Annotated in this window: 10 protein-coding genes; 9 read left to right on the top strand and 1 reads right to left on the bottom strand. The window is 39.6% G+C overall.

Going from position 1 to position 13,647, the window contains the following annotated elements:
- Window positions 1–74: 74 nt before the first annotated feature.
- Window positions 75–1,205: a sporulation integral membrane protein YtvI gene (gene ytvI / locus A5N88_RS00270; protein ID WP_066261607.1), complete on the bottom strand. Its 1,131-nt coding sequence runs from the start codon at window positions 1,203–1,205 to the stop codon at window positions 75–77.
- Between the two features lie 105 nt (window positions 1,206–1,310).
- Between ytvI and A5N88_RS00275 the strand changes: the two genes are divergently transcribed.
- The 9 genes from A5N88_RS00275 (at window position 1,311) to speD (ending at window position 13,147) form a co-directional block, all read left to right on the top strand.
- Window positions 1,311–1,772, top strand: a complete 462-nt coding sequence (locus A5N88_RS00275) for a DUF441 domain-containing protein (RefSeq protein WP_066261614.1) — start codon at window positions 1,311–1,313, stop codon at window positions 1,770–1,772.
- Between the two features lie 557 nt (window positions 1,773–2,329).
- Window positions 2,330–3,445: a citrate synthase gene (gene citZ / locus A5N88_RS00280; RefSeq protein WP_066261617.1), complete on the top strand. Its 1,116-nt coding sequence runs from the start codon at window positions 2,330–2,332 to the stop codon at window positions 3,443–3,445.
- A 107-nt stretch (window positions 3,446–3,552) separates the two neighbouring features.
- Complete coding sequence (icd, locus tag A5N88_RS00285; RefSeq protein ID WP_066261618.1) at window positions 3,553–4,824, top strand: NADP-dependent isocitrate dehydrogenase; 1,272 nt, start codon at window positions 3,553–3,555, stop codon at window positions 4,822–4,824.
- Between the two features lie 110 nt (window positions 4,825–4,934).
- Complete coding sequence (gene mdh / locus A5N88_RS00290; protein WP_066261621.1) at window positions 4,935–5,873, top strand: malate dehydrogenase; 939 nt, start codon at window positions 4,935–4,937, stop codon at window positions 5,871–5,873.
- A 659-nt stretch (window positions 5,874–6,532) separates the two neighbouring features.
- Entirely contained in the window at window positions 6,533–9,166 is a 2,634-nt protein-coding gene (gene polA / locus A5N88_RS00295; protein ID WP_066261627.1) for a DNA polymerase I, read from the top strand.
- 57 nt (window positions 9,167–9,223) lie between these two features.
- A complete protein-coding gene (gene mutM, locus A5N88_RS00300) occupies window positions 9,224–10,054 on the top strand; it encodes a DNA-formamidopyrimidine glycosylase (protein WP_066261630.1) in 831 nt (276 codons plus the stop codon).
- Between the two features lie 104 nt (window positions 10,055–10,158).
- The gene (coaE, locus tag A5N88_RS00305; RefSeq protein WP_066261633.1) at window positions 10,159–10,761 is read left to right on the top strand and encodes a dephospho-CoA kinase; all 603 of its coding nucleotides are present in this window, start codon (window positions 10,159–10,161) and stop codon (window positions 10,759–10,761) included.
- A gap of 172 nt (window positions 10,762–10,933) precedes the next feature.
- On the top strand, window positions 10,934–11,965 hold the full coding sequence (locus tag A5N88_RS00310; protein WP_066261635.1) for a glyceraldehyde-3-phosphate dehydrogenase: 1,032 nt from the start codon (window positions 10,934–10,936) through the stop codon (window positions 11,963–11,965).
- An 801-nt stretch (window positions 11,966–12,766) separates the two neighbouring features.
- Window positions 12,767–13,147 carry an adenosylmethionine decarboxylase gene (gene speD, locus A5N88_RS00315; RefSeq protein WP_066261636.1) on the top strand — a complete coding sequence of 127 codons (381 nt, stop codon included), beginning with the start codon at window positions 12,767–12,769 and terminating at the stop codon, window positions 13,145–13,147.
- Window positions 13,148–13,647 lie beyond the last annotated feature (500 nt).

The raw sequence follows: 13,647 nt of genomic DNA on the forward strand, positions 1-13,647 counted from the left end.
TGAAAAAAGAAGCTAATTTACTGCAGATTAGCTTCTTTTTCTTGTTATATATGAATCATTCTAGAGGATCAGCTTTATTTCTTAATTTCTATCTTAGGCTTACCCATAATGAAATTCCATAAATCTGTAAAAACATTCGCCTTATTTAAAGTCGTAATGACAACGAGTGTAACGGGTCCTAAGATGAGTCCAAGAAATCCTAAGAGCTTAAAGCCGACAAATAATGCAATTAATGTTGGGAGCGGATTTATGCCAATACTCGAAGAAAGGATCTTTGGTTCCATTACTTGTCTTTGTACAACTACTACTGTATAAAGGACGGCAAGACCTACACCGAGCGGTATATGTCCCGTGATAAATTCATAGATGAGCCATGGGATAAAAACGACTCCTGTACCCAGGTATGGCAGAATATCAACAATTCCACAAACAAGGGCTATGGTAATGGCATAGTCAACACGCAAAATTAATAATCCAATTAAAACTATAACGAGTGTAATGGATATAAGTGTTAATTGAGCCCTAATAAAGCCTACAAGTGCTTTTTTTAAATCCTCAAATACAGATTTGCTGCTTGTTCTTGCTTTTACAGGAAGAAACCTTCCGAAAAAGCCGGTAAGCTTGTACCAATCCTTGCTAATAAAGAAAGTGGCTAAGAGAGAAAATACTAATACCGTTGCAGCGTTTGGAATCCACGCAACAAAAACAGGGAGTTTTTGGAATAAATTCTGGAGGAAATCACCAGCATTTGAAGCCACTTTTTGCCCTGCAGCCTGGATGTTTTTGATGATTGTGTCTTGCTGGCCTGCCCCCAGGCTTTTAAATAAGCTTGTTCCTTTTTCATAAAGTGGAACGATTTTTGAAGTAACATAGTTTTCAATATAATTTACAAGTGTTTGGATATGCTCGGGTAGAACGTTCGCCAGATAAGAAGCCCCTGAAACAATTTCTGTAACTAAGAGGGTGACAAGACCAATAAATACACCAATAATGATAATAATGGATATAATAACGGCGAGTGATCTGGGCAGCCTTGCTTTTTTTTCGAGAATATTGACCAAGGGGTTAATCATCATCGCTATAACGATAGCAATCAAAAAAGGATAGGCCACTTTTGCAATCATTAAGAATGCAAATCCGCCCAAAAAGATAATGCCGATTACGATCAAAAACCGGATGAATCGATAGATGTATTCAGGATTCAATCCTCTACCTCCTAATGAGTCAGTTATTATTCATTTTACATGGTTAAAGAGTCAAAAAAAAGCTTGAATTGCACTTAAAAATAAATTTTGGAAAGGAAGATATGGATGTTTAATCAAGCGTATTTATTTCTCGCTTTATTGCTGGCAATCGGATTTGTTGCAAAAAATCAGTCTCTCATGATTGCTGTGGGAATCTTGCTTGTCATTAAGGTTGTGGGTGTGGATGGCAAGGTTTTTTCTGCAATTCAATCAAAGGGCATTAACTGGGGAGTTACCGTCATTACTATTGCTGTTCTAGCTCCGATTGCAAGCGGACAGATAGGGTTTAAAGACTTGCTTGACTCAATGAAGTCGCCCTATGCCTGGATTGCATTAGGTGCCGGTATGTTAGTTGCGTTAATTGCAAAGAACGGAATACAGCTTCTTTCAACAGATCCGGAAATCACTACTGCTCTTGTACTAGGAACGATTTTGGCTGTTTCTCTATTCAGGGGGGTGGCAGTCGGACCATTAATTGGAGCAGGAATTGCTTATATGGCCATGAGAATAGTAGATTTTTTTCACTAGTTCGTACGACAAAAGAAATAAGCTGGCATGTGTTTTTTATTAAATTATTCAGTAATAGTAATAGACTCTGTTTAAGGAACACACATAGCCACTGAAGGCTTGTGTGTTCCTTAATGTTCGACAGAATTCAATAGCCAGGTTTTTTTCAGTAAGGAAAGGGAATTGTAGTAGTAAATCGTGAGAGGAGAATTTATTGAATGGCCGTGATAAAAAATGACATTGGAGGAAATGCTTCAGTTAACGGCAGTACCCGATGTGAATGCCTGGATTGCAATTTTTCTAAAAAAACAATCATTATAAAGATGTAAAGGTTTCCATTAACAAGAATCAGATAATTGTTTATAATATGTTTGTAAGCGGACAACTTTATGTCAAAAAATAGACATTTTTAAATATTATATTATAATAGGTTATGTGACCGTTTGCATTTTTTGAATGTGCCATTCTTTTGTACATTCGATTACCGGTTTTTTCGGTAATTATTTATCATTTACTAATTTACTAGTAGAGTTACCAGTATGCAGGGAAAGAAATTGTAACAAAAGGAGAGGGATATTATGACAGCAACTCGTGGTCTGGAAGGTGTTGTAGCAACAACTTCTTCAATTAGTTCCATTATCGATGACACGCTTACATATGTTGGCTACAATATCGATGATTTAGCAGAAAACGCAAGCTTTGAAGAAGTTATTTATTTATTATGGCATTTAAAATTGCCAACGGAAACAGAACTAAATGAATTAAAACAGCAGCTTGCTGACAATATGGAGCTGCCAAAAGAAGTAGTAGAAAGCTTTAAAATGTACCCAATCACTGAGGTTCATCCTATGGCTGCATTGCGTACAGCTGTATCATCCCTTGGGCTATACGATGAAGAAGCAGATGTAATGGAAGACGAAGCAAATTATCGAAAGTCTATTCGCCTTCAAGCAAAAATGCCGGCTCTTGTAGCTGCATTTGCACGTATCCGTAAAGGACTAGAACCAATCGCTCCTCGCAAGGATCTTGGCTTTGCGGCGAACTTCCTGTATATGCTGAAAGGGGAAGACCCTGATGCAATTGCAGTGGAAGCGTTTAATAAAGCGCTTGTACTTCATGCAGACCATGAATTGAATGCATCTACATTTACCGCTCGTGTATGTGTAGCAACGCTTTCTGATGTCTACTCTGGAGTAACCGCGGCAATCGGCGCACTAAAAGGCCCTCTGCACGGCGGAGCGAACGAACAAGTTATGAAAATGCTTTCTGAAATCGGTTCTGTTGAGAATGTGGAAAGCTACATCCATGAAAAGCTGGAAAATAAAGAAAAGATTATGGGCTTCGGCCACCGCGTATACAGAAAAGGTGACCCTCGTGCCAAGCATCTTAAAGAAATGTCCCAAAAGCTTACTGAACTGACTGGTGAGCCTGAATACTATCAAATGTCCATCCAAATTGAAGATATCGTCACTTCAGAAAAAGGATTACCGCCAAATGTAGATTTCTATTCTGCATCAGTTTATCATTCACTTGGAATTGATCATGACCTGTTTACGCCAATTTTTGCTGTAAGCCGCGTGTCTGGATGGCTCGCTCATATCCTTGAGCAGTATGCAAACAACCGCTTGATCCGTCCTCGTGCTGAATATACAGGCCCTGGAATTCAAACGTACGTTCCTGTAGAAGAACGCTAATCGAATATTTACAAATCGCAAAAAGATTGTTCTAATATTAAATGAACAAGAGGTTAGAAGGATATTGTTCTTCTAACCTTTGATACTGAAATTGGAGGGAATTAAAAATGACACAAGGCGAAAAAATCGTTGTTGAAAACGGAGTATTGAAAACACCAAACAATCCAATCATCCCATTCATCGAAGGTGACGGAACGGGTCCTGATATCTGGGCTTCATCTCAGCGTGTTCTTGATGCTGCTGTAGAAAAAGCTTACAAAGGCGAAAAGAAAATTGTGTGGAAAGAAGTATATGCAGGGGAAAAAGCATTCAATAAAACTGGTGAATGGCTTCCATCTGAAACACTTGATGTGATTCGTGAATACTTAATTGCGATTAAAGGTCCTCTTACAACTCCAGTAGGCGGCGGGATTCGTTCATTGAACGTTGCACTTCGCCAAGAATTGGATCTGTTTGTCTGCCTGCGCCCTGTCCGTTACTTTGAAGGTGTACCTTCACCGGTTAAGCGCCCAGAAGATACTGACATGGTTATCTTCCGGGAAAACACTGAAGACATCTATGCAGGTATTGAATACAAAGAAGGATCGCCTGAAGTGAAAAAAGTGATTGAATTCCTTCAAAACGAAATGGGAGTAAATAAAATCCGTTTCCCAGAAACATCTGGTATCGGCATCAAGCCAGTATCTGAAGAAGGAACAAGCCGTCTTGTGCGTGCAGCTATCAATTATGCAATCAAAGAAGGCCGCAAATCTGTAACTCTTGTACATAAAGGAAATATCATGAAGTTTACAGAAGGTGCGTTCAAAAACTGGGGTTATGAATTAGCAGAAAAAGAATTCGGTGATAAAGTGTTCACATGGGCACAATACGACAAAATTAAAGAAGAGCAAGGAACGGATGCAGCGAATAAAGCTCAAAGCGAAGCAGAAGCAGCTGGAAAAATCATCGTGAAGGATTCCATTGCTGATATCTTCTTACAGCAAATTTTAACTCGTCCACGTGAATTTGACGTTGTAGCAACAATGAATCTAAACGGGGACTACATTTCTGATGCATTAGCTGCACAAGTAGGCGGTATCGGTATTGCTCCAGGAGCTAACATCAACTACGAAACTGGCCATGCGATCTTTGAAGCAACACACGGTACTGCACCTAAATATGCAGGACTTGATAAAGTAAATCCTTCTTCCGTTATCCTTTCAGGTGTATTAATGCTTGAACACCTTGGATGGACAGAAGCGGCTGACTTAATTACAAAATCAATGGAAAAAACAATCGCTTCTAAAGTAGTAACGTATGATTTTGCACGTCTAATGGACGGTGCAACTGAAGTGAAAACTTCTGAGTTCGGCTCTGAATTAATTAAAAACATGGATTAATAGCTGTTTTGGTAATGGGGGATTTATCCCCCATTTGCTATGAGCGGAACTTTATTAACCTGCTAACATAAGAGCACGTTGCATTCAAATAATCTTTAGGGGGGTTTCAAATGTCATTGATTAGAAAAAAGATTTCTGTTATCGGCAGTGGTTTTACAGGTGCGACTACAGCATTTTTATTAGCTCAAAAAGAGCTTGGAGATGTGGTACTGGTTGATATTCCACAAATGGAAAACCCGACAAAAGGAAAGGCTTTAGATATGCTTGAGGCAAGCCCTGTTCAGGGGTTTGATGCCAATATTACCGGTACTTCAAGCTATGAAGATACAAAGGATTCCGATATTGTCGTCATTACTGCAGGGATTGCCCGCAAGCCTGGTATGAGCCGAGATGATCTTGTTCAAACCAACCAAAAGGTAATGAAAAGTGTTACACAGGAAATTGTAAAATATTCTCCTGACTGCTTTATCATAGTTCTTACAAATCCGGTGGATGCAATGACCTACACCGTTTTTAAAGAATCCGGCTTCCCTAAAAACCGTGTAATCGGGCAATCCGGCGTATTGGATAGTGCTCGTTTCCGCACGTTTGTAGCACAGGAATTGAATCTTTCTGTAAAAGACGTAACAGGCTTTGTTCTGGGCGGCCACGGAGATGATATGGTTCCGTTGGTACGTTATTCCTACGCTGGGGGAATACCTTTGGAAACATTGATACCGAAGGAGCGTTTAGAACAAATTGTTGAGCGCACACGCAAGGGCGGCGGAGAAATCGTTAACCTTTTAGGGAACGGAAGCGCTTATTATGCACCAGCCGCGTCACTTGTTGAAATGGTGGAGGCACTTGTCAAAGACCAGCGACGCGTACTTCCTTCGATCGCCTATTTAGAAGGAGAATATGGCTATGAGGGTATATACCTTGGTGTTCCAACAATATTAGGCGCGAATGGCATTGAAAAAGTCATTGAGCTGGATTTGCTGGAAGAAGAAAAGGCAATGCTGGATAAGTCTGCAGAGTCCGTAAAAAATGTAATGGCTGTGCTTGCTTAAGTACTGCCAGGTTAAATGAAAAGCATATCCTCCTTTGCGGAGGATATGTTTTTTTATTGCATCCCTCTATAAAATGCTAAACCTGAGGATGTTTTCTTGTCCAGCACCTATCGGCTATTGAATATTCGTTCATAAGGAGCAGCGATCTAATAGGGCCAGCTTTTTTTTGTTGAGTTAAGGAATTTTTCTTTAAAAGGGCTGCAATTAGTTGAAAAGTTAAGGTATTTATTCGAAAATCAGCTGCATTTTATTAAAGGCTGTTTTCTCATAGTTTGTTGCTTTTCGCAAAAGTGTTGAATCCATAACAAATGGGGGATCGTGGCATCTTTTCGTTTTCAGTCATTTTGTTTTCAAGCCTGAACCCTGTGTATTCAAGATTCATTTATAAATAGCAACAAAGCTTACGAAAAGAGCCTTATTAAATAATGATGGCATTTCCACTAGAAAGCTTTCTGCCTCATACTTTTTATTTCCGCATAACCCTGTGATACTCCATTCTATAAATAAAATGATTAGATCAATTCCCCATGCTGTGCTTCAAAATACGGTAAAGCATTTAAACCACTCAGAAGTCAGGCAATTTTCCCTTTTACAATGAACATGATAGAATGAGTTTAAGTAGAAAACGGTCTAGTTCCAGGCTGCAGGAGGAATGACATTTGAAAAAGAAAGTAATTTTAATCGATGGCAACAGTATTGCATACAGAGCCTTTTTTGCCCTGCCTCTCTTAAATAATGATAAGGGAATTCATACAAATGCCATTTATGGTTTTACAACGATGCTAATGAAAATTTTGGAGGAAGAAAAACCTACTCATATTCTTGTTGCATTTGATGCAGGCAAAACAACATTCAGACATAAAACGTTCCAGGAATATAAAGGGACAAGGCAAAAGACCCCTTCTGAGCTGTCGGAACAATTTCCATTTATCAGAGCGTTATTGGATGCTTACGGAATTAAAAGGTATGAGCTGGAAAACTATGAAGCGGACGATATTATAGGTACCCTGTCTAAACAGGCTGAAGCAGAAAACTACGAAGTAAAAGTCATATCAGGCGATAAGGACTTAACTCAGCTAAGCTCTGAGAATGTATCGGTAGGAATTACCCGAAAAGGGATTACCGATATCGAAGTATACACACCTGAGCATATCCAGGAGAAGTATGGGTTGACTCCTGCACAGATCATCGATATGAAAGGTCTGATGGGAGATACGTCCGATAACATTCCAGGGGTACCTGGAGTCGGAGAGAAAACCGCTATTAAGCTTTTAAAAGAGTTCCATACTCTTGAACAGCTCCTTGAATCGGTAGAAAGCGTCAGCGGGAAAAAACTGAAGGAAAAACTGACGGAGTTTAAGGATCAGGCTATCATGAGCAAGAAACTGGCTACGATTGACCTCGAATCCCCGATAGAAATTAATGTGGAAGACATTGAGTATACAGGCATTAATCAAGACCAGTTAATCGATTTATTTAAAGAACTTGGATTTAACTCACTACTAGAAAAGCTCGATGGAAAAGTCCAGGCATCTCCTAAAGAAGAAATAAAAGAAATTTCATTTGAAATCATCGAGACGATTACAGAGGATATTTTTACAAGTGACGGGTCTCTTTATCTTGAGATTCTTGAAGAAAACTATCAGCATGGGGAAATAGCCGGCCTTAGTTTGAAAAATGATAAGGGTTTATTCTTTTTTACAGCGGAAGCAGCTATCTCCTCTGAGTCTTTTAAAAAGTGGGCAGAGGATGAATCGGCTATAAAGCATGTCTATGATGCAAAGCGTTCGATTGTTGCCCTTAAGAGAAGGGGCATCGAGCTGAAAGGGATCGATTTTGACTTGCTGATTGCTTCATATTTATTAAATCCATCAGAAAATGTGGAAGATTTCACCTCTGTCGTTTCAAGACACGGATTTGAAAATATTGAAAAAGACGAGCTTGTATACGGGAAGGGGGCAAAAAGAAAGCTTCCGGATGTACAGGCACTTGCAGATCATATAGCAAGAAAAGCGGAAGGAATTGATCAGGTCTATAGCAGATGTCTTTCTGAGCTTGAGCAGAATGAACAATTAAAGCTGTTTGAAGAACTGGAAATGCCTTTATCCTTTATCTTGGCGGAAATGGAATCAACCGGAATTCGGGTTGATGTAGAAAGATTAAAAGAAATGGGAGCGGAAATAAACGGAAAGCTTTCCGCAATAGAAGAGAAGATACATTCCCTGGCTGGAGAGGTATTTAATATCAATTCGCCTAAGCAACTGGGAAGTATACTTTTTGACAAACTCCAGCTGCCTGTAGTGAAAAAAACGAAAACAGGATATTCCACTTCAGCCGATGTACTGGAAAAGCTTGAAAGCGAACATGAGATTGTAAAAGAAATTCTTCAATACCGCCAATTAGGTAAGCTGCAATCTACTTATATTGAAGGGCTTTTAAAAGTGGTTCATGATGATGACCAAAAGGTCCATACGCGGTTTAATCAAGCACTTACCCAAACAGGACGACTTAGCTCTACTGATCCGAATCTACAGAACATCCCAATCCGTCTTGAAGAAGGCAGGAAAATCAGACAGGCTTTCATTCCCTCTGAAAAGGATTGGGTCATTTTTTCAGCCGACTATTCACAGGTTGAATTACGGGTCTTAGCGGATATTGCAGACGATGAAAAGCTGATTGAAGCCTTTAACGCAGACATGGATATCCATACGAAAACGGCCATGGATGTTTTCCATGTAAGTGAGAGTGAGGTTACCTCCAATATGAGAAGGCAGGCGAAAGCCGTTAACTTTGGAATTGTCTATGGCATCAGCGATTTCGGGCTTTCACAAAACCTGGGAATCACAAGGAAAGAAGCAGCCAAATTTATTGATCGATACTTCCAGAGCTATCCTCAAGTGAAAGAATATATGGAGGAGATTGTCAGGGAAGCCAAACAAAAAGGGTTCGTCAGCACGCTTCTTAATCGCAGAAGATATATTCCTGAAATTACTAGCAGAAATTTCAATATACGAAGTTTTGCGGAAAGAACAGCCATGAATACGCCGATACAGGGAAGTGCTGCCGATATTATCAAAAAAGCCATGATTGAAATGGCGGACAAACTTCAAGCGGAGAAATTAAAAACAAAATTATTGCTTCAGGTCCATGACGAATTAATTTTTGAAGCGCCTAAAGAAGAAATTGAGTTATTGAAGGAATTCGTTCCGGAAGTAATGGAAAATGCGTTAGAACTCAAGGTCCCGTTAAAAGTTGATTTCTCCTATGGCCCAACATGGTTTGACGCAAAATAGGCATAAAACTTTCATTTCATTTGAAGAAGAAACACAGCAAAGAGAGGGGAGAAGCAGATGCCTGAATTGCCAGAAGTAGAAACCGTCAGAAAAACGTTGAAAGAACTTGTAACAGGAAAAGAGATTGACCATATTTCAGTGTACTGGCCAAAAATTATTAAAAAGCCTGTGGAAGTTGAAGAATTCACGGATGCATTAAAAGGTCAGGTAATTGATGATATTGGCAGAAGGGGAAAATTCCTGCTTTTCTATACAAATGATTTTACGTTAGTATCGCATTTGAGAATGGAAGGGAAATATGGAGTATTTCCGGAAGGAGAACCGCTGGATAAGCATACCCATGTTATTTTCCATTTTACAGATGGAATGGAAATGCGGTATAAGGATGTTCGTAAATTCGGCACCATGCATTTATTTTTAAGGGGTGAGGAATTTAAATCCGAGCCGCTGGATAAGCTTGGCCCTGAACCTTTTTCTGATGAATTTACTCCAGACTATTTAAAAAATAAATTTACTAAGACGGAAAGAAAGATAAAGGCCGTCCTCCTTGATCAAACAATCTTGACAGGGCTTGGAAACATTTATGTAGATGAGGCGCTTTTCCGGGCTGGAATTCATCCGGAAAGAAAAGCCAAATCACTTTCGGAGGAAGAAATCGGCCTTATTGCTAAGGAAGCCGCAGCAACTCTGAGTGAAGCAGTAAAACAGGGAGGAAGCACGATACGTTCCTATATTAATTCACAGGGACAAATCGGTATGTTCCAGCTTCAATTATTTGTTTATGGGCGCAATGGAGAGGCATGCCGTAAATGCGGAACCGTGATTGAAAAAAGAGTTTCAGCAGGCAGAGGTACCCATTATTGTCCGAAGTGCCAAAAGGAAACATAAAAGAATTTTATTATCTAAGAGATATAAGATAGCACCTTTCCTATAGCCTTTATGGGCAATAAAATTTTATTTTGTATCTTAACGTTAGAGGGGATAGCAGGATAATGGCATCTATTATAGGCTTGACAGGCGGCATTGCCAGTGGAAAAAGCACAGTTGCTAAAATGTTAATTGAAAAGGGCTTTATCGTTGTTGACGCAGATCTTGCTGCAAGGAAGGTAGTGGAAAAAGGGGAAACCGCCTATTACCAAATTGTCCGTGAGTTTGGTGAAAGCATTTTAAATGAGGACAAAAGTATAAACCGCACAGCACTTGGCGACATTATTTTTAATCATAATGACAAACGATTGCTGCTGAACAGCTTTGTTCACCCAGCTGTTAGAGCCTATATGAATAAGGAAAAAAATGCAGCAATTGCTGATGGAAGGCATACTATCTTTCTGGATATTCCGCTGCTTTTCGAAAGCAAGCTGATGAGTATGGTGGAAAAAACAATCCTTGTATTTGTGGATGAGGATGTGCAGCTGGAAAGGCTGATGCTTCGGAATCAATTGTCTGAACAGGATGCAAGGGCCAGGATATCGTCCCAAATGCCGCTGCGTGAAAAAATTCTTTTAGCAGATGCGGTTATTAATAACAATGGATCTTTGGTTGAAACGGAAAAACAACTAAACTCTTATATACATGAATGGAAGTTAATCCCCTAGCACGCGGGCCATTGGAGGCAGTTCCCTCTGATGGCCCTTTTTTATGGAATCGTTTATTTTGAATTTAACAAAAAAGGACAAAATTAATCATGTAAAATTTATTTAATTATGTTATACTAATTTTGGTTGAAACAATCATTAAGTATAACACTAATTAAAGGGAGCTGCTAAGATGAGAACAAAAGTAGCTATTAATGGATTTGGCCGTATAGGCCGCATGGTATTTAGAAGGGCTGTTCTAGATGAGAATCTAGACGTCGTTGCTATTAATGCGAGCTATCCAGCTGAAACATTAGCTCATTTAATAAAGTATGACACAGTTCATGGGAAATTTGATGCAACTGTGCTGACAGATGAAAATTCTATTATTGTAAATGGCCATCGTATTGAATTGTTAAATAACCGAAATCCAGAAGAACTTCCTTGGAGGAAAATGGATATAGATATCGTCATTGAAGCGACAGGGAAATTTAACAGCCGTGAAAAAGCTTCGATGCATCTGGAGGCGGGAGCTAAAAAAGTTATTCTGACTGCCCCAGGCAAAAATGAAGACGTTACCATTGTAATGGGAGTAAATCAGGACACGCTGAATATTAAAGAGCATCATATTATCTCCAATGCTTCCTGTACAACGAATTGTCTGGCACCTGTAATAAAAGTGCTTGATGAACAATTCGGGATTGAAAACGGTCTTATGACAACCATCCATTCCTTTACAAATGATCAAAATAACATTGATAATCCACATAAGGATTTGCGCAGAGCAAGGGCTTGCGGTCAATCAATCATTCCTACCACTACGGGGGCAGCAAAAGCACTGGCTTTGGTTATCCCTCATTTAAAAGGAAAGCTCCACGGGATGGCACTTCGAGTTCCAACTCCGAATGTTTCATTGGTCGACTTAGTCGTTGATTTAAAAGGAAATGTGACGGTAGAAATGGTGAATGATGCTTTTAGAACTGCAGCAAACGGTTCGCTGTACGGTATTCTGGATATTACGAATGAGCCATTGGTATCTGTGGATTTTAATACGAATCCTTATTCCAGTATTATTGACGGCTTATCTACCATCGTGATGGAAGGGAAAAAAGTGAAGGTCCTTGCCTGGTATGATAATGAGTGGGGATATTCCTGCAGAGTAGTGGACTTAGCTAAATTGGTGGCTGCTGAAATGAATAGTGAAATTAAGCTGAATATTGGGTAAAGGAATATTGTTTTTCTATAGAAGCCCATTTGTTAAAGGAGAAATCCTTGACAAATGGGTTTTTATTTATTCATATTCACTGTCTAGCCCAGCGCTTGCGCTTTTCTTATTTTTTGCAGCAAACACCTTAAGACATCCCATTTTCCTCAACATTTTCAACGATTGTTATTTGTCCACTTAGGTCAAGTTAATAAAAAAATGTCGTATTACTTTTAAAACAGTTGAAAAAAGGGAACAAGGTACCGAGCGGTCTAATGGACGGCTGTAATTTTACCTTTACAGCCAGAGCTATATTTCGAAGCTTATTCTCTAAACTTTGTTGCTGTTTGGTGAATGAAATTGTAAAACAAATTCAATATGCAAGCTTCTAAACAGAGCGAGTAATGATGCCTCTAAGAAGGCAGCAATCGAAGTGAAAACAGCTTTAACAAAAGTGAAGGGAGTTGAACAACTGACTAAAATGAAACAGTTTGGACGATCCCAACTGATGATGTCGCCGTAATCAGGTGACTTTGGCGAAGACAAAGTGAAATGGCATTTCCCACCTAAAATTCTTTGGTTTTTCGAGATTCACAAAATAAAATCATATTCACATGTTGCAAAACCACTCTAAACCAAGTATACTATTTTTCGTGAACTTATTAGCTCATGAATGACAAGATGCAGAAAATTGAATAGACTTGCAGTTACTTAAAGGGTTAGGACCTCTCTGGACTAACTTTCCCCCGTGGTAGTTGCATAACTCAAATATTGCAAATTGTTCTTAGATCGCTAAAATCTATCTTTAAGGGGGAACGATCGATGGAAACAATGGGTCGTCATGTAATATCTGAATTATGGGGTTGTGACTTTAATAAACTGAACAACATGGATTTTATTGAAAAAACGTTTGTTGATGCAGCATTAAAGTCCGGTGCCGAAATAAGGGAAGTAGCTTTTCACAAGTTTGCTCCACAAGGTGTGAGCGGTGTTGTGATCATTTCTGAATCACATTTAACCATTCATAGCTTTCCCGAGCATGGTTACGCAAGTATAGATGTCTATACATGTGGTGATCTTGATCCGAATATTGCAGCGGATTACATTGCTGAAGCGTTGGAAGCTGAAACATGTGAAAAAATGGAACTGCCTAGAGGTATGGGTCCAGTCCAAATGAAGAAAGCAAAAGTGGCAGCACACTAATCTGTAACTAAAGTCAATATGGACATGAAAATAAAAACGAAAAGAGTGGCCGATGATTACATTGGCGCACTCTTTTTTGTTATAGAGGTAATTTACTGGTGCAATTTGGAGTTTGCGCAATACTGCCCGACTTGACTCACACCGGACATCGCTGAACGGATGCCCTCCGCTTTTCCTTTTGTCCAGCTCCGTGTGCCATCGGCTCGAGGTCATAATCCAAGCCATCAAAGAGGTTAAAGAGCGAACCTCTTAGCCGCCTTGTCTTATGCTGGTCGCCGGTAAGCGGGCACACTTCGCTTTTCCCTGTCCAGCTCCGTGTGCCATCGGCTCGAGGTCATAATCCAAGCCATCAAAGAGGTTAAAGAGCGAACCTCTTAGCCGCCTTGTCTTATGCTGGTCGCCGATAAGCGGGCACACTTCGCTTTTCCTATAATAAATTCTTGTGATTTTTGAGGCTTTTATATATCATGTAGATAATAGTGTTCGTTTGAACGGAGCTG

This window comes from Heyndrickxia acidicola (assembly GCF_001636425.1).
GTDB lineage: Bacteria > Bacillota > Bacilli > Bacillales > Bacillaceae_C > Bacillus_AE > Bacillus_AE acidicola.